This is a genomic window from Stenotrophomonas sp. STEN020 (assembly GCF_056760195.1).
In genome coordinates this window covers 79,430-104,684 of record NZ_JBRREI010000007.1, presented here as the reverse complement: position 1 = coordinate 104,684, position 25,255 = coordinate 79,430, and the positions used below count along the sequence as shown (strand labels likewise).

21 protein-coding genes are annotated in these 25,255 nt (G+C 63.5%); 15 read left to right on the top strand and 6 right to left on the bottom strand.

What is annotated here, in order from left to right; translation table 11 throughout:
- Positions 1-10 precede the first annotated feature (10 nt).
- The 6 genes from ACVOLZ_RS04995 to ACVOLZ_RS04970 all read right to left on the bottom strand — a co-directional run bounded on the left by ACVOLZ_RS04995 (position 11) and on the right by ACVOLZ_RS04970 (position 12,543).
- On the bottom strand, positions 11-2,761 hold the full coding sequence (locus ACVOLZ_RS04995) for a DEAD/DEAH box helicase family protein (RefSeq protein ID WP_023095496.1): 2,751 nt from the start codon (positions 2,759-2,761) through the stop codon (positions 11-13).
- On the bottom strand, positions 2,761-4,479 hold the full coding sequence (locus ACVOLZ_RS04990; RefSeq protein WP_023095495.1) for a site-specific DNA-methyltransferase: 1,719 nt from the start codon (positions 4,477-4,479) through the stop codon (positions 2,761-2,763). Before ACVOLZ_RS04990 ends, ACVOLZ_RS04995 begins: the two co-directional genes overlap by 1 nt.
- Positions 4,480-4,489: 10 nt before the next feature.
- A complete protein-coding gene (locus tag ACVOLZ_RS04985) occupies positions 4,490-6,262 on the bottom strand; it encodes an AIPR family protein (RefSeq protein WP_228383604.1) in 1,773 nt (590 codons plus the stop codon).
- A gap of 25 nt (positions 6,263-6,287) precedes the next feature.
- On the bottom strand, positions 6,288-9,374 hold the full coding sequence (locus ACVOLZ_RS04980) for a TrlF family AAA-like ATPase (RefSeq protein WP_033999115.1): 3,087 nt from the start codon (positions 9,372-9,374) through the stop codon (positions 6,288-6,290).
- Complete coding sequence (locus ACVOLZ_RS04975) at positions 9,371-12,283, bottom strand: SNF2-related protein (RefSeq protein ID WP_033999112.1); 2,913 nt, start codon at positions 12,281-12,283, stop codon at positions 9,371-9,373. The genes ACVOLZ_RS04980 and ACVOLZ_RS04975 overlap by 4 nt, the downstream gene beginning before the upstream one ends.
- 62 nt (positions 12,284-12,345) lie before the next feature.
- The gene (locus ACVOLZ_RS04970; RefSeq protein WP_023095491.1) at positions 12,346-12,543 is read right to left on the bottom strand and encodes a helix-turn-helix domain-containing protein; all 198 of its coding nucleotides are present in this window, start codon (positions 12,541-12,543) and stop codon (positions 12,346-12,348) included.
- A gap of 246 nt (positions 12,544-12,789) precedes the next feature.
- Between ACVOLZ_RS04970 and ACVOLZ_RS04965 the strand changes: the two genes are divergently transcribed.
- From ACVOLZ_RS04965 to ACVOLZ_RS04895, 15 genes are all read left to right on the top strand, one after another.
- Positions 12,790-13,131: an integrative conjugative element protein, RAQPRD family gene (locus tag ACVOLZ_RS04965; RefSeq protein WP_481515276.1), complete on the top strand. Its 342-nt coding sequence runs from the start codon at positions 12,790-12,792 to the stop codon at positions 13,129-13,131.
- A complete protein-coding gene (locus ACVOLZ_RS04960) occupies positions 13,128-13,361 on the top strand; it encodes a TIGR03758 family integrating conjugative element protein (RefSeq protein WP_003050225.1) in 234 nt (77 codons plus the stop codon). Before ACVOLZ_RS04965 ends, ACVOLZ_RS04960 begins: the two co-directional genes overlap by 4 nt.
- A 16-nt stretch (positions 13,362-13,377) precedes the next feature.
- Positions 13,378-13,737: a TIGR03745 family integrating conjugative element membrane protein gene (locus ACVOLZ_RS04955; protein ID WP_023095489.1), complete on the top strand. Its 360-nt coding sequence runs from the start codon at positions 13,378-13,380 to the stop codon at positions 13,735-13,737.
- 12 nt (positions 13,738-13,749) lie between these two features.
- Positions 13,750-14,160 carry a TIGR03750 family conjugal transfer protein gene (locus tag ACVOLZ_RS04950; RefSeq protein ID WP_023095488.1) on the top strand — a complete coding sequence of 137 codons (411 nt, stop codon included), beginning with the start codon at positions 13,750-13,752 and terminating at the stop codon, positions 14,158-14,160.
- Positions 14,157-14,849 (top strand): PFL_4703 family integrating conjugative element protein, encoded by a 693-nt coding sequence (locus ACVOLZ_RS04945; RefSeq protein ID WP_003821110.1) that lies wholly within the window; start codon positions 14,157-14,159, stop codon positions 14,847-14,849. Before ACVOLZ_RS04950 ends, ACVOLZ_RS04945 begins: the two co-directional genes overlap by 4 nt.
- Positions 14,846-15,763 carry a TIGR03749 family integrating conjugative element protein gene (locus ACVOLZ_RS04940; protein WP_033999106.1) on the top strand — a complete coding sequence of 306 codons (918 nt, stop codon included), beginning with the start codon at positions 14,846-14,848 and terminating at the stop codon, positions 15,761-15,763. The genes ACVOLZ_RS04945 and ACVOLZ_RS04940 overlap by 4 nt, the downstream gene beginning before the upstream one ends.
- Complete coding sequence (locus ACVOLZ_RS04935) at positions 15,753-17,171, top strand: TIGR03752 family integrating conjugative element protein (RefSeq protein WP_033999105.1); 1,419 nt, start codon at positions 15,753-15,755, stop codon at positions 17,169-17,171. Before ACVOLZ_RS04940 ends, ACVOLZ_RS04935 begins: the two co-directional genes overlap by 11 nt.
- Positions 17,152-17,592, top strand: coding sequence for a TIGR03751 family conjugal transfer lipoprotein (locus tag ACVOLZ_RS04930; protein WP_033999104.1), 441 nt, complete (start codon positions 17,152-17,154; stop codon positions 17,590-17,592). Before ACVOLZ_RS04935 ends, ACVOLZ_RS04930 begins: the two co-directional genes overlap by 20 nt.
- Entirely contained in the window at positions 17,592-20,459 is a 2,868-nt protein-coding gene (locus ACVOLZ_RS04925) for a conjugative transfer ATPase (protein ID WP_056930805.1), read from the top strand. Before ACVOLZ_RS04930 ends, ACVOLZ_RS04925 begins: the two co-directional genes overlap by 1 nt.
- 13 nt (positions 20,460-20,472) lie before the next feature.
- A complete protein-coding gene (locus tag ACVOLZ_RS04920; protein WP_056930806.1) occupies positions 20,473-21,258 on the top strand; it encodes a DsbA family protein in 786 nt (261 codons plus the stop codon).
- Positions 21,259-21,441: 183 nt separating this feature from the next.
- The gene (locus tag ACVOLZ_RS04915; RefSeq protein ID WP_056930807.1) at positions 21,442-21,936 is read left to right on the top strand and encodes a JAB domain-containing protein; all 495 of its coding nucleotides are present in this window, start codon (positions 21,442-21,444) and stop codon (positions 21,934-21,936) included.
- Between the two features lie 162 nt (positions 21,937-22,098).
- Positions 22,099-22,545, top strand: a complete 447-nt coding sequence (locus ACVOLZ_RS04910) for a TIGR03757 family integrating conjugative element protein (RefSeq protein WP_056930808.1) — start codon at positions 22,099-22,101, stop codon at positions 22,543-22,545.
- A complete protein-coding gene (locus tag ACVOLZ_RS04905) occupies positions 22,542-23,489 on the top strand; it encodes a TIGR03756 family integrating conjugative element protein (RefSeq protein WP_056930809.1) in 948 nt (315 codons plus the stop codon). Before ACVOLZ_RS04910 ends, ACVOLZ_RS04905 begins: the two co-directional genes overlap by 4 nt.
- A 10-nt stretch (positions 23,490-23,499) precedes the next feature.
- Entirely contained in the window at positions 23,500-24,894 is a 1,395-nt protein-coding gene (locus ACVOLZ_RS04900; RefSeq protein ID WP_056930810.1) for an integrating conjugative element protein, read from the top strand.
- On the top strand, positions 24,891-25,250 hold the full coding sequence (locus tag ACVOLZ_RS04895; protein WP_056930811.1) for a hypothetical protein: 360 nt from the start codon (positions 24,891-24,893) through the stop codon (positions 25,248-25,250). The genes ACVOLZ_RS04900 and ACVOLZ_RS04895 overlap by 4 nt, the downstream gene beginning before the upstream one ends.
- The last annotated feature ends 5 nt before the right edge of the window (positions 25,251-25,255 follow it).

Genomic DNA, 25,255 nt, shown 5'->3' with positions numbered 1-25,255 from the left:
CTCCTTCAAATCAGTCCTTCACTTCGAACCGCAGGAAATCGGCCAGCCGCTTCGACTCTGCGATTTCATCGTGTGGCACCAGGATGTATTTCCACGGCTTGCCACCGACGTTTCTGGCGTGATCTGAAGCGTATTTGCACCAGCGCAATGCCGCCGCAGCCTTGGCGACGACTTCATCCGATTTCAGATCGTCGCGCTTCTTGGTCTCGGCCAGCAGGATGAACGCATCCATTTCCACCACGAAATCCGGCACGTACTCCGGCTGCTCGGTGCCGAGCTTGTAGTAGATCTGGAACTGTCCCTTCGCGGGCTTGAACCACTTGTTCGCGTCGCGTTCGAGGATGACGGCGAAGCGGCGCTCGGTGTCCGAGTCGAACTTTTGCAATGGGTAAAGGCACTTGGTGAACCCGCCGAACAGCATCTGCTTGATGCGGCCCACGTCCTCCACCGTTTCGCGGAAATGGCGCGGGGCTTGTCCCGCCGTAGCGGTGTAGTTGCAGGCTTTCAGTTCCGTGAAGCCGCGACTGACCTGCACCTCGAACTCGGTCGCTTCCTCGAAGAAGTGCGCCATCATCTGCGAGTGGATTTCCTTTGCGATGGTCTTGCGCTGCCCATTCAGCACGTTGACCGCCTCGGATTCCGAGAGGTAGCTCTGCAGGTGCCGCACCATCTGGCCCGCCAGGTCATAGAGCAGGTCGGCGTGGGTGAAGTAGTCGATGTCGTCGAAGTCCACCAGCGCGTGGACGATGTAGTCCTCCGGGCGCTGTTCTTTCAGGCCGATTTCCGCCGCCAGCGCAAATTGTTCGTTGGTGCGCAGCATCTGGCCGACGATCTCGCGCTCGCCCGGTTGCAGGCGAAGCTGGCTCACGTCCAGCAAGAACGGGCGAAAGCCGGTCGTGACCTCACCCTTGGGTACAACGGCAATGCGCGGGATGTCGATAGTCTGTTGCACCACGATCTCGGTGGTCTTGGCTACCACTTTGGTCAGATCAATCACCGGTGCCGCATCGTCCGCGCCTGCCAGCAGGTTGCCCTGCATCGGCTTCAGGCGTTCTGCCACCTCCGCTTGAATGACCTTCTGCACCTCGGGCGTGAGCAGTGCGCCACTGGTCGGCACTAGATCACGCTGCGTCTCCAGCTTGCCGATGACTTCGATCACCACGCGCGCCGCTTGCTTCTCGGCCTCGGTGGTGAACACCGGCGTCGGCGCGGGTTTTGCCTCGCCACCATCCGAGTCAGAGTAGGCAGCCGCCGAGGCTGGATCAACTGCGGGCGCGGCATCCGCCAGTCCAAGCCGCGCTGCAGCACCGGAGCCGACCTGCACGCTTACCTTCTTGTCGTCGGCACTGGGCACGTCGAGGATGATCTGCTTCAGGCGAATCGGCGAATCGCCACGGTTGGCCTCGTCGATGATCTCCTGAAACTTGTCGTGGGCAACGATGTTCAGGCGATCCACCGCCGCCACGCCGGTGCGCTTGCCATAAGGCAGGCGCAGGCCGCGCCCGATGCTCTGCTCGATCAGCGTGCGCGCGTTGGCGGCGCGCAGCGGCACGATGGTGTAGAGGTTGGTCACGTCCCAGCCCTCCTTGAGCATGTTGACGTGAATCACGATCTCGGTCGGCTCGTCCACACTCTCCACAGCCAGCAGGCGCGAAATCATCTCTTCCTCTTCCGCGCCGGTGCGGCTGGAATCGACCTGGATCACCTTGCCCGCGTAACGCCCTTCGTAGAAGGCTTCCGATTCCAGAAGTGCCAAAAGACTCGCAGCGTGCGTGGTGTCGCGTGCGATGACGAGCATGAAGGGCTTCACCGGCTTGACACCGTTCTCGCGGGCATAAGTGAGCAGCTCGACCTTCGTGGTTTCGTGCAAGCGCACGCCGTCTTCCAGCTTGGTCTTCTCCACTTCTTCCGGCGTGTGGTCGCTGGCCTTGAAGTTGCGTTGGGTGACAACCGCAGGCTCCTTGACGAAACCATCCTCCATCGCCCGCGCCAGCGGGTAGTCCATCACCACGTTCTTGAACGGCACCGGCCCCTTGCTGCTTTCGACGAACGGCGTCGCCGTTACTTCCAGGCCGAACAGCGGCTTCAGCTCGTTGATGGCACGCACGCCCGCGCTGGCGCGGTAGCGGTGCGATTCGTCCATCAACAGCACCAGATCGGGCAGGTTCGCCAAGTGGTTGAAGTAGCTGTCGCCCAGCACTTCCTTCATCCGCTTGATGCGCGGCTCCTTGCCGCCGCGCACTTCGGAGTTGATCTTGGAGATGTTGAAGATGTTGACGCGCACGTCGTGGGCGAAACCCTGCGGTTGGTCGTCCACCGCTGCGCCAGTCTGGTCGTAGTTGTCACCGGTGATGATCAGCGGTGGCTGCTGCGCAAACTCGGCAATGCCCTTGAACACGTACTTCGGCGTGTTGCGTGTGAAGTCCGTGATCAGCTTGTTGTAGATGGTCAGGTTGGGCGCGAGCACGAAGAAGTTGTTGATGCCATGCGCCAGATGCAAATAGGCGATGAACGCGCCCATCAACCGCGTCTTGCCGACGCCCGTGGCCAGCGCGAAGCACAGCGAGGGAAACTCGCGCTCAAAGTCCTCCAGCGTGGGGAACTCGGCCTTCAGCGTGGAAAGAACGGCGGCGATATCCCGCTCATGGCCCAAGAGGTCAGGCGAGGTTTCGAGCGCGCGAACCAAGCGTTTGAGAGATTCCTCCTGCGGCGGGCGCAGCGACAGACGACCGGTGACGGCGTGCAGGACACGGCTGTTCATTACTCGTTCTCCCCAAACAGACCGCCCTGATTCAAATGCGCAGCGGGCACTTTCCTGCTCTTGGTTTTCTTGTTCGCTCCGGCGGCTGCCGAGGCATCAACGGGATCGGGCTTGGCCATCGGCAGGTTCGCCACGTTGAGGCTGTAGTCGTCGTGGCCCCATTCGCAGCGGGCCAGCACCATCTTCGGAATCTTCTTCAAGGTCAGGTTCGGCCAGCGTTCTGCCGCCTTCGCCGCTGTCACGCCTCGGAAGGCAGAGCAGCAGACCAGCAGGCTCCGGTCGGAACCCACTTCGTCGGAGAGTGCCTGCAACTGGTCGGCAGACAAGTTCTGCGTGGTAACGTAGATGAAGTCGCGCTCGCTGGAGTGGCCGTGCTGCCACCACTGCACCTCGGAGGGTGCGTAGGTAAAACCTTCCACTTTCGCCAGCGCTTCGGCTAGTTGCGCGGCGTTGTATTCAGGATTGATGACCGGGTTGCCCCAGCGGTCGTTGACGATCAGGCTGGGCGCGAGGCTGTAGTAGCGGAAGCCGCCTCCGCCTTGCCAGTTCACGCTTTCCGTGACGCCGCCTTTGTCTTCACCGGCGATGACTTTCTGCAGGCGCGGAATGATGTGCGTGTGACAGTGCTCTCCCAGTTCCACCATGATCCAGCGAAGGCCCATCTTGTGCGCGACCGCGCCAGTGGTTCCAGAGCCAGCAAAGGAATCGAGGACAAGATCCCCGGGGTTAGTAGACATATCAAAAATGCGCTTCAGCATGTCTTCTGGCTTTGGAGTATCAAAAACATCTTCTCCAAACAATGTCTTTTGATGCGCCTTGGTTTGCCGTGTTGTGTCGAGGTCATTCCATATCGTTGGATAAGGCCGCGATGGACTATCCGGTGCAAACTCTCGGGTATACGGAATCCAGCCGGTTTCGCGCTTTTTCCAAATCAACTCGTTTTTTTCAATCAAATCCTCAACAGAGGTTTTCCCCATTGCCCATCGTGCCTCCCTGCCATCATCGTGAATCGGCAGTACTTCCGTTCCGTCAGGAGCGGTTAATGGAAAGAACATCGACGGACGGTCAGAGCGAAGGCTATTCTTGCCGTTCTTTTTCAAGAGACGGTCGCGATACGGTCTGTCAGATTCGGCATCTGGCTTACGGTACGCCGCCAATATCGAATCATCGTATTTCTGTCTGAATGGGCGAGATCCAGGAGTTTTCGTAAAACACAACAAATACTCGTGATCTGGCGTGATTGGTACTTTGTTATCGTTCGGGCTATCTACCTTTTTCCAGATAAACGTCGTGACGAAACAAGCTCGTCCAAACACCTCATCGCACAGCACCTTCAGGTATTGCGCTTCGTTGTCGTCAATAGTGATCCACAGCGAACCATCATCTGCTAGCAATCGCCGAATGATCTCCAGCCGGTCGCGCATCAGCCCCAGCCAAATGGAGTGTTCTAATCCATCGTCGTACTGCTTGAACGCGCTGCCTGTGTTGTAAGGCGGGTCAATGAACACGCACTTCACCTTCCCCGAGAAATCTTGCTCGAGAGCCTTCAGCGCCAGCAGGTTATCTCCGAAGATCAGCCTGTTATCGAAGATATCGTTCTCTGTAACGCGATGCTGGGCGTGGTACGACTTGTCCGGGTCTTCGAGCAGAATGCGCGGCTCCAGCTTGGGGCGCTTTTCCTTGCCGATCCATGTCAGTTCTAGTTTTTGCTTGCTCATGGCATCGCTCTCATAGTTGGGGGGCCTTGCCCGACAAGTAGTCGAGCAGGCGCTTGCGCGGATAGGCATCCGCCGCAGTATCGATATTGCGCAGAGTGGGTAGCGTTGGATCGGCGGTCAGCGCGAAATGCGTTTCCATCAGGTCGGCCATGAACGAGGCGACGCTGCCCTGATTGCGGAAGTAGGCCAGTGGCCCCTCGCCGAGCAGGCGTTGCCGCCCGAGGTCGAAGGTCTGCTGCCGCAACTCGTCGAGCGGCTGGCTGATCAAGCCGGGAATTGCTGCGGCGTCCATGACCGTCGCCGCGCCGATGCGTTGGCGCAGGCGCTTCATCATCACAGCCGTGATGACATGAGTGGCGTGACGGTAGATCAGCTTTTCTTGGCTGCGCGCCGCCGCCTTCTGCTCGTAGTCGACCACCAGCGTGCGGATGGCCCGGTGGCACAGCACGGCGTTGAGCAGGGCCACGCCGGTCAGGGTGGCCGGGAACAGCGCCTGGTATTCGGCGGATTCCGGATTGGCCAGCCGCGCCGGTTCGCTTTTGAGCCAGACCGCGTAGCGCGGATCGTCCTGGCGCGAGGCGAGCGCGCGCAGCGCCTCGTCGAGCGAAATAGCCTGGAGGCCGGTGGCCGAGGCTTCCGGACGGTAGTGGTAGGCGAAGCCGAGATGCGCGATTTCTTGCCGCAACCGCTCCTGGTTTTCGTCCAGCGAAGCGAAGTTCGCTGTCTGCACTGGGTTCTGGTGGTTGCGCGCCTTGGTGACGCGCTTACCGAACGGGCCGTCCGCCGGGGCCTTGATCAAGGTGAGCATCACCTTGGCATCGTCGATGTTGCTGCCTGGATGCTGGGCCACGAACTCGGCGGCGGACGCGACCGTCTGCGCGCCGTTGATGATCGACAGGCCACGAACCTTGAACTTCCGGAACCCACTGCTGGGGTTCTTTCCCTTCAACTCAATCTCGTCGCAGACCGCCGTCACGCCGTTGTTGAGGTAGAAGAAGCTGCCGGGATCGTCGCGCAGGGTCGTCTTGATGGCCTTGTTGACGTCGGATCGGCTGCTGCCGAGGAAGTAGCGGATGTTGCGCTCGTACAGCGCCTTGCCCTTGTCCTTGTGCAGCGCGACCAGGTCGGTCAAACGGGCGATGCCGTAGTACGTCGTGCGCGGGTTCTCGACCTTCGCGTGCTTCTGCAAGGCGATGTCGGTATGAACCGGCGGATAGGCTTGCTCCGCCAGCAGGTCGCGGGTGATGTCGACTGCCGCGTAGTAGTCCACCTGCTTGTCGAGCCGCTCTTCGTCGAGATCATCGTCGTCCAGCAGCACTTGCAGCGCATCGATGGCCGACTGCGACACACCGTCCCCAGTGTAGGGCACGACCAGTTTGATGCGACTGCACGCATCGAGCGCGCCTTCGATCTCGGCCTTGCGGTTGTGGACGTTCCCATTGAACCCGGTGAAATCCTGCTTCAGCAGCAGCCGGATGCCGGTGCAGAACGATTGTGCTTCATCCTGCTTGAACTGCTCGGATTCCTTCAGCTTGGTTTGCAGGAGGTAGAGCGTTTCCGTGGGGGCGTGGTAGTGGATCGCATCCAGCCCCTTGTCGTTGAAATCGTCCACCACGGAAGCGGCGGCGTCCTTTGGCGTGATGTTGAGCAGCTTGTTCAGGGCGAAGGCGCTGAAGGCACGCGAGAGCTGCTTGGCAGCCTGATCCTCCGGCTTCGCCGCACCCAGGAGGGGCGGAAGGAACGGCACGAAGCGCTCCGCCAGAATCTTCTTCAGGACGGTCATGTGCTGTGGTTCAAGGGCCGCCATGTCAGTGGTACTTCCCGTAGCGGTTCTCGAATGCGGGTTTCGTCCCCTCCAAGATGGTCACGACAGCTTCGTTCAGCCCCGTGTTCTCGATGGCTCCCGATTCGTAGCGGATAGTGGAGTCCGATGCGCGGTCGAATCTTGCGTGGATGATTTGTTCGGCGTCGCACACAACCGCCAAATTGGGGTTGTGCGTGACCATGATGATCTGCCGCTGCTTTTTGGCTTCGGAGAGAACGGGAACGAGCAGACGGAACACCGTCTCGTTGTCAAGATTCTCTTCCGGCTGATCAAGAATGATGGGGGTTTTTCCCTTGTCCACCAGCAAGTAGAAGATCAGCAAGAGCGCGCCACGTTGACCAGGGGACAGTTGCTCGATCTGCGTGTCCTGGAAGAGGAGCGAGTAGCGAGGCTCAAGGAAGTTCAAGCCAAAGATGAGGTCATAGACGGCCGCGGCCGGCTGCCCCTTCTTCAGCAAACTGAATATCCCGGCATCCGAGCCGGAGGCCTTCGCCGCTGCCAAAACCTTCTCCTGCAAGGAGGCAATGAAGGCTAGCGCCCCATCCTTGCTGTTCAGGTCATGGCCATCGAACAATCTTCTGATGGTCGCCGGTGCTTCGTCCTGCCCGCGAAAGTCACCTGCGGTCTGCTTGATCAGAGCAAACAACTGGTCGGCGATGGCGTCGGCGGATGCCGCCAGCGTTGCCTGGAACTGCAGCCTGTAGTCCTCGCGTATCAGGACATTTTTCTGAATCAGGTCTTGCACCGGCTTGAACAGTTCCGCACGTGCACGCCGCTGTGCATCGAGGGTATCGAAGATTTCCCCGGACAACTGCAAACGCCTCGCTTCCAAAACCTTGAGCTGCTGCGGAAGCTCCTCGATCTGCTCGATTCTGGTTTCCAAGCCGACCTTGGTCTCAGGGTCGGTGATTGAGCCGATGAGTTCGTCGCGCTTCGTGTTCCATTCCGCAAGCTGGCGCTGGTAGGCCTCATATTGCTGTTGCGGCGCGTTCAACTTTGCGGTGAAACCTTGCTGGGTTGCAGTGGCGGAATTGAGGACTTCCGCCAGTTTTTCAGCCTCGATCTTTATCTCGCCTTGCTTCGTCGCCAACTCGGTCGATTTTTCTTCCAGAACGGCGGTCTTGATGTCGATGGCGGCAAGATCGGACCAAGCGAAGCCAAGAAGATTGAGATCGTCGGAGACGGTTTTTTCGGCTTGATCGAAAGCACGTTGCAGCAATCTCAACTGCTCACGAATATTTCCTATGGCCTTTTGACGTTTGGCCAGTTCAGTGGTCTCGCCAGCGATCTCTTGGCTGCGCTTTCTGGCAGCGTCCACCTGTTGACTTGCTGCCGCCAAGCCTTCAGCCGCTTGTTTCTGCTCGGGGCTCATAGCTTCGGTCGGCACCGCAACCTCCGCAGGCTTCAGCTTGTCGTGTTCCTCGATCTGCTTGCTCTTCAGCAGGAGCAGATCAGTGAGTTTTTTCAGTTCAATGGGTTGAAGCTGCTCCTCGATGCGAACGATGGTTGCGTTGGTCGATGTCAGTTCCTTGCGGTATTCACCCAATCGGTTCCTGAGCGATTGCTCCTGCTGCTCGGTCAACTGATCGAAGTCGAGTGCGCCAAGCCTCATTTCTTCGCTCGCATGGGAGAAGATCACTGACCTCAGCTCTTTCTCAAATGCGTTCGACTTACCCGATACGTGCTCATTGCAAAGCTCTTCGAAATAGCCCTGCGGGATGTAGCGAACAAGCTCGGCCTTCTCCTCTGAAGGTGACTCATTCAACGGCCTGGACTCGGTGCTTTCGTCTCGCCAGGTTAGCGTTCCGGTGAAGTGGCGAGCGGGCTCGCCGGTCTTGCCCCAAAAGCGATCCCTCTTCAAGAAGCTGAAGTGCTTGGACTGCTTGGAGTTGCCGAGCGTCGCGATGACATCCGCCAATGCACTCTTGCCACTTCCCTTGTTCCCAATAACGGCGACAAGATCGGGGTTCAGCAGGATGTCACAGCCATGCAGCCACCGCCCAACGCCAGCCTTGTCCCCTGTTTTGGTGATCTCGATCGACTCGATGTAGAAGGTCTTGTTGGACTCGACTTCTTGAACCTTGGGCGGCTTGTCACCAATGAAGGAGCGTTTCGCTGGCTCAAGAATGGCTTGCTTGAGGCCGTGGAACGTCGGGTCGGCTTTGATCCACGTCCTTTTCCCGGAGGGGAAGTCGCCATAGCCCCGCTTGTTGTTGTCGCCAGGTGTTCCAACGAAGCAGTGGGCGTCGCTTCCTGAGACTGCCAAGCGCGGAATATTATTCAGACCTGCTTGAAAATTCTTGAACCACTTGGCGTTGCCGGCTGTCTGCTCGCCAACAAATGCGCCACGCAGGTCGGTGTCTCGTGTCTCGAAGATCGGAGAAGTTTGAAAGAGGTTCATGGCATAGGCGTAGTGCTCTTGCCACCCAACCTCGGCCAGTCCGTCATTCGTATCAAACGGCATAAGGCCAATCGCGTGCTCGTTCGGGACCTTCCGAATCGCTTCCCTGTATGAGTCAGCGTTGATCTCCGCAATCACCGCCCCAGCAAGCAGAGCCTTCTCGTCGGAAGCATCTACATCGGCCTTTTTGAAGCCGTGATGCTTCAACTTGTCCTCGCCGACCTTCCTGGCAAGCTCTCTCAACGCAGGCTCGGAAAGTGGCCTGTCCACTAACTCAATGCGCAAGGCAGATATGAAATCCCTGAGCACCTGTTCATCGACCTCGTTCGAGAACAGTACGTGTGCATTCAGTCGCCCCTTCATTGGCGCGGCAAGCCGAAGTTCGATCCCTGGAAGGACGGTTTTTTTCAGGACGGGGGCGTCCTCGTCCTTGAGGCGCTTTCGTAGTGCAAGCCAGCCGTCAAAGGTCCAGTAATCCATGATCGCGAACACAGCCGGTTCTGCCTTGTTCATGGCTTCGATCATTTCATCGACCAGCTTCTTGCTCTTTGCAGAAGAGAGATCGACATCGAACCTATCTCCCGACCAATGAAACGATGCTGGTGTATGGACATGCAGATCCCACTGCCGCCAAATTGCACCCCGAGAAATATCTCTTTTTGTAATCATGTCAGCCCCCACTCGATAGTGAACAGCGTGCGCTCTTCCACCCGTTGATGGAGCTGCACCTCCAACTGACTGATCAAGTCGTTGCGCTGCGCTTCGACCTCATCCTGCCGATTGAACAGTTCCCGCCGCAGCTTGCTGCGCTTGCCTTCCAGTTCGCGCTGCTTCTTCTGCCATGACAGTTTTTCTTCCAGCGTGGGCGAGGTGGCTGCCGTGCGGCGAACTTCCTTGATCTCGCGGTCGATCTCCTTGATTTCTTGCTCAAGGCCGAGTTTCAGGTCATCGGCCCAGGCGTCCAACTTCTGCACTTCCTGCTCGAAGTAGCCAAGGTTGCGTTGGTTGATGTCGCGCAGCAGCTCCGTCTTGCGGGTTGCCACGTTGGCTACCAGCGTGGCGTCGCCTGCGTTATTGAACAGGCTCGCTGCCTGCGTGGTCGCGGGCAGGCGCAGCAGCTTCTCCGGGTCTTCTTCGTCCAGCGACACGCCGTCAGTAGTGGTGGCTGCAACCAAGAGATGCTGCTCCTGATTGCCCAGGGCTTCGACGACAAGCAGCTTGAGCGTGAGCCAACCAGCCTTGCCGCGATACGGCTCCAGGGTGCTGACCTTGCTGCCATAGCCTTCATAATCGAACACCAGCTTGGCCCCATCGAGCGTGCGGGTCTTGGCCTGCTGCGCGATCCACAGCGCCAGCGGATGATTGATGCGGTACAGGTGCGCGTCACCGGAGCGGCGTGGCAGTTCGTAGCGCCCCAGTTCGATGCCTTCAATGCTGCTGCCTTCGATGCCATCCGGCGCGCGCCACAGGTGAAAGCCGTCGTCATCGAAGCTGGCGCAATCGCCCAACTCTGCCCGACTCAAGTCCATCAGCATCCGCTCGAAGCGGCTGCGGGCGCTGCGGCTGTCCTCGGCGCGGACGCGGAGTTTGTCCTGCACTTCCTCATCGAAGTTCTCCAGCAAAATCTGTCGGGTCTTGACCATCGCTTCGCTGATCTCGCCGGAGAGGTCGAGTTGGAGCTGTTCGAAGCTGGCCTTGATTTCGCTCGGGTTGCGGCAGTTCTGATAGATGTCAGCGATGCGGCGTTCAAAGTCCACGCCGGAGCCAATCGTGCCCAGCACTTCATCGCTGGCCCCGAACACGCCGTCGAACAGTTGGAATTTCTGCTCCAGCAGTTCGTACACGCGGGCGTCGGCCTCGTTGCTACGATCCACGAAGTTGACCACTACCACGTCGTGCTTCTGCCCATAGCGGTGGCAGCGCCCAATGCGCTGCTCAATGCGCTGCGGGTTCCACGGCAGGTCGTAGTTGATGACCAGTGAGCAGAACTGCAGGTTGATGCCTTCCGCGCCCGCTTCGGTGGCAATCATCACCGTGCCGCGTTCCTTGAAGTGCTCGACCAGTGCGGCGCGCGTGTCGGCGGTCTTGGAGCCGGTGATGTGGTCAGTGCCTTCGTGGCGTTTGAGCCAGTCCTTGTAGATGGCCTGCGCGCGGGCGTCGCTGTTGGTGCCGTTGAAGAGGACGATGCCGTCGCCGTAGGACGTGTCCGCCAGCAGGCTCAGTAGGTAATCCTGCGTGCGCCTGGATTCGGTGAAGATGATGGCCTTCTTGGCCGCGCCCAGCCGATTCAGTTCGGCGAATGCTTTGTCCAAGGCCGTGAGTAGCGCCTTGCCTTTGGCGTTGTCGCGGATACTGGTGGCCAGCGTTTTGAAGTGGCGCAGCTCGTCGATCTCGTTGGAGATGGCGGTGCGCTCCTCTTGGCTAGGCCCGGCCGCATCCGCTGCCGGGTCGTCCTCGCCGTCGGCGAAATCCTCTGCGCCGCTTTCGTCAGCAACCTCATCGAGCGACTCGTAGTCCTCGTCCAGCTCGTCCGTCAGATCGACCACCGGCGATGCATCGAGCACGCCTTGCAGGCGCTTGGCCATCGTTTCCAGCGCGCCCGCAATGGCGTGCGTGCTGGACGCGAGCAGCTTCCACAAGACGAGGGAGATCAGTTGCCGCTGGCTTTGCGGCAGCGCTTGCAGGTTGGGGCGGCGCAGGTAGTCGGCGACGAGGCGGGACAGTTCCTGCTCCTCGTTTGACGGGGTGAATTCCTGCACGATGGCCTTGCGCGCCGTGTAGGAGACGTAAGGCTGCACCTGCTTGCGCAGGGTGCGTTTGCAGACGGTGGCCAGCCGTTCGCGCAATGCTCCGAAGGCTTGATCGCGCCCGCTGGAGGTGAATTGCGCGCGGAAGCTGTCAAGGTCGCCGAATACACGATCATCGATAATGCTGACGAGACCATAGAGTTCCACCAGCGAGTTCTGCAAGGGTGTGGCCGTGAGCAGCACCTTGGAATGGACGTGCGCCATTGCGTCCTTGAGCGTCTTGGCGATGACGTTGCTGGTCTTGTAGACGTTGCGCAGGCGATGGGCCTCGTCCAAGACGACCAAGTCCCACTCGATTTCCTTGATATCTTTGGCCTTGGCCTTGGCGAACTGATAGGAGCAGATGATCGGGCCGGATTCCGACAGAAAGGGGGCCTGCTGCCCCTGTTTGCGGGCCGCGTTGTAACTCTTGGCTTCGAGGATTAGCCCCTGCAGACTGAACTTGTCCTGCAGTTCCTGATGCCACTGCTTGCGCAGGTTGGCCGGGACGATGATGAGCACCTTGCGCCGTCTCTCCGCCCAGCGCTGTGAAATCACCAAGCCTGCCTCGATGGTTTTGCCAAGACCCACTTCGTCGGCCAGTATGACGCCACGCGAAAGCGGGTTGCGGCAGGCAAAAAGGGCGGCGTCAACCTGATGCGGGTTGAGATCGACCTGCGAATCGACCAGTGTCGAGGCCAGCGATTCAACGGTGTCGCCCGCCGCGCGACGGGTGAGCAGCCACGCGACGTACTGGCTTTGATACGGCGTCAAAGGTTGCTGCGTCGTCAACGGTGATTCTCCCCTTGTCCTGTCCCGGACTTGATGTGGTGGCAAGTGTGGCAAAAACTCACTCAAGCCCCCGGCTTCTGCTTGTTGGTGCTTTCGGCAATCCAGCGCTCAAGATCAGAACGACAGAAGCGCCAGGTTCCCCCCAGCTTGAACGCGGGAATCTCTCCCTTTTGAGCCAGGCGATAGACCGTCCTTTTTCCTGCTTTGAGGTAAACCGCCACCTCTTCAAGTGTGAGGATTTCGTTTTCGGCATCAGTCATCTGCAAACCTTCTCGGTTGGTCTTTCATAGCCTTAGTTTGCCAAGTCTGCTCAATTCTACTAACGAACACTTGTTGCAGGCCACTATTCAGTTGGCGAGTTTCGAAGCTCTCGATAACCCGGTTACCGCGCAGTTCCTATTGTTTGCAGCATGAAGTCGCCCTGATCTCCACGATCAAGCCATTGCTGATCACACAGGAATGGCGCGATGTTGGCTCCGGTCTGGCAGCGCGCCGCGCATCGCGGCGTGCCCATTTTTCTCGTGACGGCCCTGCTGCTGGGTCAGTCCCCGATGGCGTTGGCCGAGTCCCCCGCACAGCGCCAGGAGCTGGTCGCCGCGCTGCGCCAGCTCGATGCGCTGGAGCGCACCGTAGCCGACAGCGCCGCGCGTGCCCCCATCCAGCCGGGCGAGCGCTACCACTTCGATTACCCGCGGCTGCTGGCTGACCTGGCGCGCGTGCGCGCCGGCATCCAGGCCCATCTCACACCGTCGCGTGCCCAGCCGCGCGACCCCTCCGAACTGGCCGGCGACTACCGCACCGAGCGGGCCGCCTCGCCATCGCCGACGACTACGGAAGCCAAGCAATGAACGGCGCCCAGGTCTCGGCATTTCAAGCCAACAGCGGCATCGCACCTTCGGCGATGGCGACCGTCCTGGTCGGCGTCGTGTTCGCGGTCCTGCTCGTGTGGGGCGTCTGGGCCATCCGAACGGCCTACGTGGGGTGGTCCGAGAGCCGCCTCAACCAACGCCAGTTCCTCGGAGTCTGCATCCGCTTCGTCGCGATGTACCTCGTCCTGAGCTTCTTCCTCCTCTCCTGACCTGAAAGGCACGACCATGCAAAACCGCATCCTCCATTCCCGTCTTGCCCAGCGCGCCGCTGTGGCACTGGGCGCCGCCGCGCTGCCCGCGCTGTCGTTTGCGCAAGGCTTGCCGCAGTTGGAGAACCCGACCCGCGGCACCGGCAACGGCATCATGGAAACGATCAGGAACTACGGCTACGACATCATCATGCTCGTGGCGCTCCTGGTCGTGGCGTCGATGTTTATCGGCGTCTGCTACCACGCCTACGGGACCTACGCGGAAATCCACACCGGCCGCAAGACCTGGGGCCAGTTCGGCCTCACCGTCGCGATCGGTGCCGTGCTGCTCGTGATCGGCATCTGGTTGCTCACCGAAGCCACCGGCATCCTGTAAGGCGAGGCCGGTATGTCCGAGCAGCAGCACGTCCGTGCGGACGGGACGGTCACGTTCCTTCCGCACCGGCTCAACCGCCATCCCGTTGTTGTGCGCGGCCTGACCGCCGACGAGCTGTGGATCTGCTGCGGCCTGTCCGGCGCCGCCGGCCTGCTGGTCGGCGCGCCGCTGTCCTGGGCGTTCCGCACGATCGCCATCGCGCCGACGTTCGTCGTCCTGGGTGTGGCCCTGGGCGTCTTCATCGGCGGCGGCATCCTGCGCCGGCTCAAGCGCGGGCGTCCCGACACCTGGCTGTACCGGCAACTGCAATGGCGCATCGCCACGCGCCATCCGCTGATGGCGGGCTGGGTGAGCGGCCACGTGCTGATCTCGCGCTCCGGCTTCTGGACCACCCGAAGGTCTGCCTCAAGGGGGACACGATGAGCCGCTTCAAGAACGAGATCACCCACCTGCAGGCGCACATCAAGACGCTTCGCCTGGGTGCTGGCGCGCTTGTCATCGTCGCCCTAGTCATGGGCGGTGGATGGTGGAGCGCGCCGCGCGACCTGACCATCCACGTCCCGCCCGACCTGCGCTCCGGCAGTACCCGCAAGTGGTGGGAAGTGCCGCCCGAATCGGTCTATGCGTTCACGTTCTACGTGTTCCAGACCCTCAATCGCTGGCCGACGAACGGCGAAGAGGACTACCCGCGCAACCTCCATACGCTCTCGCCGTATCTCACCCCGTCCTGCCAGGCCTTCCTGCGCGCGGACTACGACTACCGCCGCAGCACGGGCGAACTGCGCCAGCGCGTGCGCGGGATTTATGAAATCCCCGGCCGCGGCTACGGCGACGACCCCACGGCGCGCGTGCGCGTGGTCTCTGACCGCGACTGGGTGGTGACGCTCGACATCACCGCCGACGAGTACTACGGCGCCGAGCAGGTCAAGCGCGCGCTCGTGCGCTACCCGGTGAAGGTCACGCGGGTGGACGTCGATCCCGCCCGCAACCCGTTCGGCCTGGCGCTGGACTGCTACGACGGTGCGCCCCAGCGCATCAGCGCCCCGGAGCCGACGCGCCCGGCGCCTGGCGGCCTGTCTCCGCAAGCGCCCCAAGGAGGAAACACCCCATGAAGCATCCTGTACTCGTGCTGCTGGGGCTGCTGGCCGCGGCCGCGGCACCCGTCTCCCATGCTGTGGAGATTCTGCGCTGGGAGCGCATGCCGCTGGCGGTGCCGCTGAAGGTCGGCCAGGAGCGCATCGTGTTCATCGACCGGAACGTCCGCGTGGGCGTGCCTGCGGGCGTGGGCGAACGCCTGCGCGTGCAGAGCGCGGGTGGCGCGGTGTACCTGCGGGCCAGCGAGCCGATCGAGCCCACACGGCTGCAATTGCAGGACGCCGACACGGGCGCGCTGATCCTGCTCGACATCGCGGCCGAGCCGCCCAAGGACGGCGAAGCCGAGCTGGAGCCGGTGCGCATCGTCGAGGGCAGCAGCACCCTGACGCGCTATGGCGATCAGGCAGGCGGTGCCGATGAGGCCCCGGCGCGCGCCCAGGGCCAGGCAGTCGCTCGGGCTGCGCGGCGCGAGACGCCGATTCCGGTCGTCCTGACGCGCTTCGCTGCGCAGAACCTCTACGCGCCCCTGCGCACCGTGGAGCCGCTGCCCGGCGTCATGCGGGTGAACCTGCGCCGCGACCTCGACCTCGGCACGCTGATCCCGACGCTGCCGGTGCGCGCGGTCGCGCTCGCGTCGTGGCGTCTGGAAGACCAGTGGGTCACCGCCGTGCGTCTGATCAACAGCAGCAGCGGCTGGGTCACGCTCGACCCGCGCGTTCTGCAAGGCGATTTCCTCACCGCCACCTTCCAGCACGAAGCGCTCGGCCCCCGCGGGACGCCCGAGGACACGACCGTCCTGTACCTGGTGACGCGCGGGCGCGGCCTGGCGCAGTCAGTGCTGCCGGCGATCCACCGCTTCGACCCGGCTGCGCACCTGCCACAGCCGGAAGCTGAAGCCGGCGACGGCAAGGAGACCCGCCATGCGCAGTAACGGCTTGCTCAAGTGGCTGATGATCCCGGTCGCCTTGCTGGTGCTGTTCGTTGCCATCCGGCTGTTCTCCGGCGGAAGCACGTCGGCACCGCCCGCCGCGGATGCCGGCTCCAAGCTCACGCCGGAGGAAATGAAGGCGTTGGGCATCGAAGGCGATACCCCCCGCGATACCGTGGCAACGCTCGTCGCCCAGGTGAAGCAGTTGCGCACCGAGCTTCAGACCGCGCTGACCGACAACAAGTCGCAGCGCGAGGAAAACCAGCGGCTGCGCCAGCGCGAGAATTCCATCGATCAGCGCATCAATTCGGCCCTCGAATCCGAGCGCTCCAACCTGCGCCGCGACCAGGAACAGGCGGCCAGTGCGCGCCAGCAGACCGAAGGGCTGCTCGCCGACCTGCAGCGGCGTCTGGACAGCATCGGTGGGCGCGGCGGCGGCCATGCCGATCTGCCCGTGGGCCTGGGGCTGCGCGATGGCGACGAGGCCGGCATGGAAGGCGGCATGCGCTGGGTCGAACCGGATGATGCGAAGAAGGCCGAGGGCCGCAACAACGGTCGTGGCGCGGGCAGCGGCATGAGCTTCCCGACGAGCTTCGGCCCGGCGCAAAGCACGCTGGAAACCACCGCGGAAACCGTGGCGAACGCCGGCGCACGTACGGCAGGCGTCAAGAGCGCCAAGCCGGTCTATACCGTGCCGACCAACTCGACACTGATGGGGTCGGTCGCGATGACGGCGCTGATCGGCCGCGTGCCGATCGACGGGACGGTGAACGATCCGTACCCCTTCAAGGTGCTGGTCGGGCCGGACAACCTCACGGCCAATGGCATCGACATTCCCGACGTGGCCGGTGCCGTGTTCAGCGGAACCGCCTCGGGCGACTGGACGCTTTCATGCGTGCGCGGTCAGGTGCGGAGCATCACCTTCGTCTTCCACGACGGCACGATCCGCACGATCCCCGAAGACCGCGAAGGCAATCAGCAGAACAACCAGCAGCGCGACGGCCTGGGCTGGATCAGCGACCCGCACGGCATCCCCTGCGTCAGCGGCGAGCGGCGCAGCAACGCCCAGCAGTACCTCGGCTCCCAGGCCCTGATCACCGCGGCCGGCGCCGGCGTGGCCTCGCTCATCGAAAGCGACAGCGGCCGCATGTCCTACGTCGGCCCGGACGGCGCCATCGGCACCGTGGGCATCAGCGGCCAGGAAGCAGTCGGCCAGATCCTCGCGGGCGGCGTGCGGGACATGTCGGCCTGGGTCAACAAGCTCTATGGCCAGGCCTTCGCCGCCGTGTATGTGCAGCCTGGCGCCAAGGTCGCCGTCCACCTCGAAAAGCCGCTCGCCATCGATCACGACCCCGAAGGCAGGCGCGTCGATCACCGTGCAGGAGAAAGCCATGCGCTCGAACTCGATTAAGGGCCTCGCGCTGGCCCTCGCCGTCGTCGTGCTCGGCGGCTGCGCCACCAGCAAGGAAGAGCTGCTGACCCATAGCGACCGCACCATGATGGACGTCTGGCAGCAGGAAACGGGTGGCGGCGGCAGTGGCACCGGCCAGGTCGCCCGCCGGCAGTTGCTCGACGCGCGCCAGAGCCTGCGCCGGCCGCTGACCGACGCCAATGTGCAGGCCGCGCCCGCCGAGCAGATGCGCTACACGCGCACGGCGCAGAGCGAGGTCTATCGCCAGTTCCAGCGCCTGCCCAATCCCGATCTCGTCATGTACGTGTACCCGCACCTGGCGGGCACGGACCCCGTGCCGGTTCCGGGCTACACGACGGTCTTCCCGCTGTACCAGCGCGTGCAGTACGCCATGCCCGGTGAACGGCTGGAGGACTATTGATGCGCTGGAAACTTCCCTGGCCGAAGCTGGCCGCATCCGGCACCGGCGACGAAGAGAAGCCGGACGGCTGGCAGCGCCACGTCGAGGCCTTGCGCCAGGCCGGCGTCCCCGAACCCGGTGCAGCGGTCCAGGGCCGCAGGCCGGCGACGGTAGCCGACGAGCAGGCGCTGTACGACGTCGCACCGTCGTTCGCGGAACTGCTGCCTTGGGTGGAGTTCCTGCCGCAGTCGAAGTCCATGCTGCTGGAGGATGGGCAGTCGGTCGCTGCCTTCTACGAGCTGGTGCCGCTGGGCACCGAGGGCCGGGAACCCGGCTGGCTCGCGCATGCCCGCGACGCCTTGGAGAACGCGCTCCAGGACTCATTCGATGAGCTGGACGAAAACCCCTGGGTGCTCCAGCTCTACGCCCAGGACGAGCCCAGCTTCGACCAGTACATGCAGACCCTGCGCGACTACGTGCAGCCGCGCGCCCGCGATACCGCGTTCACCGAGTTCTACCTGCGCTTCTTCGGCCACCACCTGCGCGCGGTCGCCAAGCCGGGCGGCCTGTTCGAGGACACGGTGGTCACGCGGCTGCGCTGGCGCGGCCAGACGCGGCGGGTGCGCATGGTGATCTATCGCCGTGCCACCGGGCAGGCAAGCCGCCGCGGCCAGACGCCCGAGCAGATGCTGAACATCGTTTGCGACCGCCTGTGCGGCGGCCTGGCGAACGCCGGCATCCAGGCACGGCGCATGGTCGCAGCCGACGTCCACGACTGGCTGCTGCGCTGGTTCAATCCGCGCCCCGCGATGCTCGGGCCGAGTGCAGAGGACCGGGAGCGCTTCTACGCGCTGGCGCGCTACCCCGACGAGGCCGAGGACGGCGAAATCGAGCTGGCGAGCGGGCGGGATTTCAGCCAACGCCTGTTCTTCGGCCAGCCGCGCTCCGACGTGGCGCACGGCACCTGGTACTTCGACGGCATGCCGCACCGGGTTCTGATCACCGACCGTTTGCGCATGCCGCCTGGCACCGGACACCTGACCGGTGAGACCCGCAAAGGCGATGCCATCAACACGCTGTTCGACCAGATGCCAGAAGACACCTTGATGTGTCTTACCATGGTCGCCACGCCGCAGGATGTGCTGGAAGCGGATCTCAACCACCTGGCGAAGAAGGCCGTGGGCGAGACGCTGGCGTCGGAACAGACGCTCAAGGACGTGCAGGAAGCTCGCTCGCTGATCGGCAGCGCGCACAAGCTCTACCGCGGGACGCTGGCGTTCTACTTGCGGGGGCGTGACGAAGCCGAGCTAGACCGGCGCGGCCTGGACCTGGCGAACGTGATGCTCAACGCCGGCTTGCAGCCGGTGCGCGAGGACGACGAGGTGGCGCCGCTCAACAGCTACCTGCGCTGGCTGCCGTGCTGCTACAACCCCGGCCAGGACCGGCGCAAGTGGTACACCCAACTGATGTTTGCCCAGCACGCGGCGAACCTGGCGCCGGTGTGGGGCCGTGCCCAGGGCACGGGGCACCCCGGCATCACGATGTTCAATCGCGGTGGCGGGCCGATCACCTTCGACCCGCTCAACCGCCTGGACCGGCAGATGAACGCCCATCTGTTCCTGTTCGGCCCTACCGGCTCGGGCAAGTCAGCGACCCTCAACAACCTCTTGAACCAGGTCACGGCCATCTACCGGCCGCGGCTGTTCATCGTGGAGGCCGGGAACTCCTTCGGCCTGTTCGCAGACTTCGCCCGGCGCCTGGGCCTGACCGTGAACCGCGTCAAGCTGGCTCCTGGCTCGGGCATCAGCCTCGCGCCATTCGCCGATGCGCGCCGGCTGATCGAAACGCCGAGCGACGTGCAGACCCTCGATGCCGATGCGCTGGACGAGGACCTGCCGCCGGATGCTTCGGCCATGGAGGCGGACGAGCAGCGCGACGTGCTCGGCGAACTGGAGATCACGGCACGGCTGATGATCACCGGAGGCGAGGACAAGGAAGAAGCCCGGATGACGCGCGCAGACCGCTCGCTGATCCGCCAGTGCATCCTCGACGCCGCCGAGCACTGCGTGGCCGAGAAGCGCACGGTGCTCACGCGCGACGTGCGCAACGCGCTGCGCGCTCGGGGCCAGGACCCGACGCTACCCGAGATGCGCCGCGTGCGGCTGATGGAGATGGCGGACGCGATGGACATGTTCTGCCAAGGCACCGACGGCGAGATGTTCGACCGCGATGGCTCTCCGTGGCCCGAGGCAGACATCACCCTGGTCGATCTGGCGACCTACGCGCGGGAGGGCTACAACGCGCAGCTCTCCATCGCATACATCAGCCTGATCAGCACGGTGAACAACATCGCCGAACGAGACCAGTACCTGGGCCGGCCTATCGTCAACGTCACAGACGAAGGACACATCATCACCAAAAATCCATTGCTTGCGCCCTACGTGGTCAAGATCACAAAAATGTGGCGCAAGCTCGGGGCCTGGTACTGGCTGGCTACACAAAATATCGACGATCTGCCGCGCGCTGCAGAGCCCATGCTCAACATGATCGAGTGGTGGATCTGTCTCAGCATGCCCCCCGATGAGGTCGAGAAGATCGCGCGGTTCCGCGAACTTTCGCCCGCGCAGAAGGCGCTGATGCTGTCGGCACGCAAAGAAGCGGGGAAATTCACCGAGGGCGTCATCCTCTCCAAGAGCATGGAAGTGCTGTTCCGCGCCGTGCCGCCGAGCCTGTACCTCGCGCTCGCGCAGACCGAACCCGAAGAGAAGGCCGAGCGATACCAGCTCATGCAGCAGTACGGCTGCACCGAACTCGAAGCCGCCTTCCGGGTCGCCGAGAGGATCGACCAAGCGCGCGGCATCGAGTCGCCGGCCTTGGAACTGTCGTAAGCCGGAGAGTGCCATGGAGCAGAAACGTCCTTCCATCCCGATGCAGGTCCAAGCGTTCCGTCGCCGCCACGTGCGGCCCCGCTGGCCTTGGGCCTTGGCCGCTGCACTGGTCGCGCTGCTGCTGATCTGGGGCGTGTCCCGGTCGCCCGACGAATCCTCGCCGCAGCCGTCCACGCCGGTCAGCACGGCCCAGGTCGCCGGGCCGCCCTGGCAGATGGGCAACGCCGAAGGCCGCTTCACGCTGACGCTTTATGCCGACCTGGAATGTCCGTTCTGCCGGGAGTACTTCCCGCAGCTCAAGCGCTGGGTCGGCAACAACACCGACGTGGCACTGCAATGGCACCACCAGCCGCTGGCCGCGCACGAGCCCGCCGCGTCGGCCGAGGCGCGCCTGGTCGAGTGCGCCGCCGAAGCGGGCGGACATGCCGCGTTCTGGCAAGCCGTCGAGTGGGTCTATGCCCACACGCGCAGCGATGGCCAGGGCCTGCCCGATGGCCTGCGCTACCCCGAATCGACGCCGGCCGTCGAGCAGTGCCTGGCGAGCGAGCGGGCCGATGCGCTCATCCGCGCCCAGGCCGCGGAAGCCACCAAGAGCGGCGTGAACGCCACGCCGTCGCTGCGGCTGCTCGATCGCCAGACGGGTCAGGCCATCCTGCTGCAGGGGCCGATCGAGGGCGATGCCTTGCTCTCGGCCATGGACATGCTGGCAGCCGAGGACCCGACCAGTGACGTGGCGGCCTCGCCCGCCACCCCCACATCCGAAATGCCTGCCGACGCTGTCGGCGACATGCCCAGGTAGCCCTCGGTCTTGGAGGCTACGGCGCGGCTTGCCACGCTGACCGCGACCCGTTCGCTTCGCATCCTGGCTGCGGACAATCACCGCTGCGCGGTGGTGGATGCACCTTGTTCCGCTATTTCCATCCCCAGGAGGGCTTGCCCTCCCAGGGGGGGCGCCCTCCGTTCACATTCTGGAGGTTTGCCCATGTCTCTCGTCGCCAATGACTCCTGCGTGGAGCCACGTTTTGCACCAGCGTCCCAATCCGATGACTGGATCATCCGGCAAGCCATCGCGCTGCTGGAGCAGCGTGTCTTCAAGAAGGGGCCATCCCTCGAACGGCCCGCCGCCGTCAAGGACTACTTGAACCTGAAGCTGGCAGCCGAGCCCAACGAAGTCTTCGCCATCGTGTTCCTCAACAGCATGCACGAAGTGCTGGCCTACGAACCGATGTTCAAGGGCACGGTCCATTCGACCACGGTGCATGCGCGCCCGATCCTGCAGCGCGCCTTGGAACTGAACGCCGCCGCGGTCATTCTTTCGCACCAACACCCTTCGGGCTGCACGGAGCCGTCAAGCGCGGACCGCGCGTTGACCCAAACGCTGAGGGCTGCGTTGTCGCTGATCGACGTGAGGGTGCTGGATCACCTCATCGTCGGCCAAGGCACGCCGTACTCGTTCGCGGAATCCGGCCTGCTGTAGCAACGGCATCGGCTCCTTGATCCACGCGGAGGCTTCGGCCTCCGCTTTTTCATGGGCGCGAGACAAGCAGGTATGCGGGCGGTGCGCGATGCGCATTGTTTGTTGGGGCCGCATCGGCTTCGCGTTTGACTACTGCTCTGATCAACTTCAAGGGCGCGCGACATGCCAGCATCTCTTTCCAGGTTCGCGTCAGGCTGGCGAACTCTCGGCCTGGCCGTTGCGCTGCCGGCCGCGCTGGCCGTTTTCAGCCCGGCCGCCTTCGCCGCAGACGTGGTGGTCGTCACCGACAGCCGCCACCCGTTCAAGACCATGGGTGGCGAGCGGCTGATCGAGCTGGACGAGCCCCACCGGATTGAAGCGGAGCTTTCAGCGGAGCTGCCCAACGACCCCGAGCAGGCGACGGCCATCGTCAAGCGCCGGCTGTCCAGCGGCGGCACCGACCTCCAGCGCCGCCTCGCTTCCGCGTACCAGGGCGTCACAGACGCTTGGAGCCTGGGCATCACCAGCCTCCCGGCCGTCGTGGTGGACCAGCGCTACGTGGTCTATGGCGAGCCGGACGTGGCCCGCGCCGTCGCGCGCATCGAACAGCACCGGAGGCCTCAGCCATGATCCGAGCATTCGACCTGATGCGCCGCCTGCGCGCTGGCGTGGCGTCCGTGCTGCTGCTCAGTGCCACCGGCAGCTACGCCCTCAACACCGCCACCATCGTCGGCTCGGTGGCGTCGCCCGACTGCCTCGAATACCGCGTCGTCGGCATCTGCTACTGGCTCTACTGCACCTGGACCGGCTGCACGGTGCGCACATCCATCAAGGTGCGCCACTACATCCCCGATGCGGTGGTGTCGTCGTACTCGAACACCGGCGAAAACCCCTGGGTCGAAGTCCGGGCGATGAGCACGCCCAACCCGTCTGCCCAGGCGGGCGGCGACGGGACGACGAACGAGGACCACGAAAACAACCTCGCCAAGTTCAAGAACGCCGACGTGATCGGCCACCCTGGTGTCGAGGTGTTCAACCAGTTTGTCTCATCGTCGGGCTACTTCTGCGAGGGCGCGGGTACGGCGTTCATGCCGTACTTGCTCAGCACCTTGGACACGCTGGCCTGGCGCTACAACGTGCCCGAGATGGCCTACCCGGAAGCGCTGATTCCGGGGCTGCGCGAGGTCGGCGCACGTACCACGATGAACCTCTGGGGCAATGTGTATCCGCGTGGCGGCTTCCTGCACCAGACCGACGACCACAAGGCCGGTGCAGTCGTCGCCCAGCGTGCGGGTGATGTCGTCACGCGCCGCGGGCAGATCCACGTCTATCAGCCGCTGCTCGCCAACTCGCGGCCCGGCTACTGGCCGGCCGGCGCGCTGATGGAAGGCGATGCCTCGACAGGCAAGTGGCAGGAACTCACGCCCGTCCTGTCTTCCTCCTGCACGGTCTTCCCACGCAGCGGCTTCCTGACACAGGCCCAACAAGGCGACTACGCCTGGGCGTTGTGGCGGCCCTATGCGTGCTGCGAACGCCGCGGCCAGGTGTTCCTCGGCAGCGTCGATTTCTATTGAGGGTACGGCAATGAAACGTCCAGAACTGATGAACCTCCCCGCCCAAGCTCGTCGTCTGCTGCGTCCGACAGCGCTGGCCGGGGCGCTCACCTTGGGCTGCGGCCTCGCATGGGCGCAGGCTGGATTCCAGACCAGCGGCCCCATCCTCGGCGACGAGGTGATGTATTCGATCGGCGGCGGCAGCGCGGTGTCGATGGGGCGTGCGGCCGGCATGCGCTCGATCGGTGTCGGCGTTGGCTGGAACAGCAACCTGATCTGCGGCGACATGAGCATCCAGACGACGTTGCGCAACCAGCTCAACGGCATCACCAACGGCTTTCAGCAGATCATGAGCAACGTGATCCAGAGCGCCACAAGCGCCGTGGCGTCGCTTCCCGCACTGATCATCCAGCGGGCCGATCCCGGCCTCTACAACCTGCTCACCAATGGCGTGCTGCAGGCACGGCTGGACTTCGACCGCTCCAAGCTGGCGTGCCGCGCCATGGCCGAGAAGATGGCCGACATGGCAGGTGGCCAGTTGGGCTGGAGCCAGATGGCTGAGGGCATGGCGCTGCGCGACGCGGTGTCGAGCACTGACGCCGTGTCGGCGATCGAACAGGCCGAGACGCGGCGCGGCAACGACGGCGTGCCCTGGGTGGGCGGCAGCAATGCCGGCGGCGCGGGCCAGCGTGCGATCCGGGTGGTCGGTGACGTGACCCGCGCCGGCTACAACCTTGTCAACGGCCGCGGCGTGACGGACACGTCGTCCATCGCGCCAGCCAGTTGCGCAAGCCTGTCCTGCCAGACCTGGACGTCGCCCCAGCAAGCGGTTGAATGGGCGACGCGGGTGCTCGGGGAACAGGAGCAGCGCACCTGCGATTCCTGCACAAAGACCGAGACGGTGCCCGGGGTCGGGCTGACGCCGCTGATCCAGGAGGAATACGAGACGAAGCTGGAAGCCCTTCAGGAGCTGATCTCGGGGACGCGCAACACCACGTTCGAGAACCTGCGCGCGGCCGGCAGCGCGTCGCTGCCCATCACGCGCGGCGTCATCGAGGCGCTGCGCGACGAACCGGATCAGGACCTGCTGGCACGCCGCCTGGCGTCGGAGGTCGCACTGTCGTCCGTCTTGGAGAAGGCATTGCTGCTCCAGCGGACCCTGTTGACCGGGAAGAAGGAACCCAACGTGGCGGCGAACCAGTTGGCGGTCGATGCGGTGAACCACGAGAGCGACACGCTCGACCAGGAGATCCGCAACCTCAAGACCGAACTGGAGTTGCGGCGCGAGTTGGCGAACAACTCGCCGATGGCCATCATCCAGCGCCACGGCACGCGTGCGGCGGGCTCGCGCGGCATCTACGAGGGCGATCCGGTTCCCGACCGCCTCGACCGGCTCCAGAGGGGCAATCCGGGAGGCAACCCATGACCCCGGTGAGTTCCAGTTGGCTGCGGCCGCGCTGGCTGTTCAGCCGGCGCGCGGCGAAGACGCTGCTGTGGACGGCGGTACTCGTTGCCGCTGCCGTGGGCGCCAACATCGTCGGCATCTATCTCGTCGGCAGCGTGGCCGGCTGGGAGCAGTGGCTGGCGGCCGCGTCGGGCTACTTCCTGGTATGGCGGCTGTGCTTGTACGGCGCGACGGCCTGCGGATGGATGTGGATGCGCCGCCGGCTCCTGGCGCGCGAGGGCGACGACGCCCAGGCACGGCGCCGTCTGGTGCGCAGCGAGATCGCCGGCGGCGTCGCCATCGTGGCGCTGGAAATCAGCCTGCTGATGCAGGGCTGAGGGGA

What these genes read in the sequence shown, in the direction of transcription:
- ACVOLZ_RS04995 (WP_023095496.1), bottom strand. Translation starts at nt 2,761, where the DNA reads ATGAACAGCCGTGTCCTGCACGCCGTCACCGGTCGTCTGTCGCTGCGC.
- ACVOLZ_RS04990 (WP_023095495.1), bottom strand. Translation starts at nt 4,479, where the DNA reads ATGAGCAAGCAAAAACTAGAACTGACATGGATCGGCAAGGAAAAGCGC.
- ACVOLZ_RS04985 (WP_228383604.1), bottom strand. Translation starts at nt 6,262, where the DNA reads ATGACCGTCCTGAAGAAGATTCTGGCGGAGCGCTTCGTGCCGTTCCTT.
- ACVOLZ_RS04980 (WP_033999115.1), bottom strand. Translation starts at nt 9,374, where the DNA reads ATGATTACAAAAAGAGATATTTCTCGGGGTGCAATTTGGCGGCAGTGG.
- ACVOLZ_RS04970 (WP_023095491.1), bottom strand. Translation starts at nt 12,543, where the DNA reads ATGACTGATGCCGAAAACGAAATCCTCACACTTGAAGAGGTGGCGGTT.
- ACVOLZ_RS04960 (WP_003050225.1), top strand. Translation starts at nt 13,128, where the DNA reads ATGAACGGCGCCCAGGTCTCGGCATTTCAAGCCAACAGCGGCATCGCA.
- ACVOLZ_RS04955 (WP_023095489.1), top strand. Translation starts at nt 13,378, where the DNA reads ATGCAAAACCGCATCCTCCATTCCCGTCTTGCCCAGCGCGCCGCTGTG.
- ACVOLZ_RS04950 (WP_023095488.1), top strand. Translation starts at nt 13,750, where the DNA reads ATGTCCGAGCAGCAGCACGTCCGTGCGGACGGGACGGTCACGTTCCTT.
- ACVOLZ_RS04945 (WP_003821110.1), top strand. Translation starts at nt 14,157, where the DNA reads ATGAGCCGCTTCAAGAACGAGATCACCCACCTGCAGGCGCACATCAAG.
- ACVOLZ_RS04940 (WP_033999106.1), top strand. Translation starts at nt 14,846, where the DNA reads ATGAAGCATCCTGTACTCGTGCTGCTGGGGCTGCTGGCCGCGGCCGCG.
- ACVOLZ_RS04935 (WP_033999105.1), top strand. Translation starts at nt 15,753, where the DNA reads ATGCGCAGTAACGGCTTGCTCAAGTGGCTGATGATCCCGGTCGCCTTG.
- ACVOLZ_RS04930 (WP_033999104.1), top strand. Translation starts at nt 17,152, where the DNA reads ATGCGCTCGAACTCGATTAAGGGCCTCGCGCTGGCCCTCGCCGTCGTC.
- ACVOLZ_RS04925 (WP_056930805.1), top strand. Translation starts at nt 17,592, where the DNA reads ATGCGCTGGAAACTTCCCTGGCCGAAGCTGGCCGCATCCGGCACCGGC.
- ACVOLZ_RS04920 (WP_056930806.1), top strand. Translation starts at nt 20,473, where the DNA reads ATGGAGCAGAAACGTCCTTCCATCCCGATGCAGGTCCAAGCGTTCCGT.
- ACVOLZ_RS04915 (WP_056930807.1), top strand. Translation starts at nt 21,442, where the DNA reads ATGTCTCTCGTCGCCAATGACTCCTGCGTGGAGCCACGTTTTGCACCA.
- ACVOLZ_RS04910 (WP_056930808.1), top strand. Translation starts at nt 22,099, where the DNA reads ATGCCAGCATCTCTTTCCAGGTTCGCGTCAGGCTGGCGAACTCTCGGC.
- ACVOLZ_RS04905 (WP_056930809.1), top strand. Translation starts at nt 22,542, where the DNA reads ATGATCCGAGCATTCGACCTGATGCGCCGCCTGCGCGCTGGCGTGGCG.
- ACVOLZ_RS04900 (WP_056930810.1), top strand. Translation starts at nt 23,500, where the DNA reads ATGAAACGTCCAGAACTGATGAACCTCCCCGCCCAAGCTCGTCGTCTG.
- ACVOLZ_RS04895 (WP_056930811.1), top strand. Translation starts at nt 24,891, where the DNA reads ATGACCCCGGTGAGTTCCAGTTGGCTGCGGCCGCGCTGGCTGTTCAGC.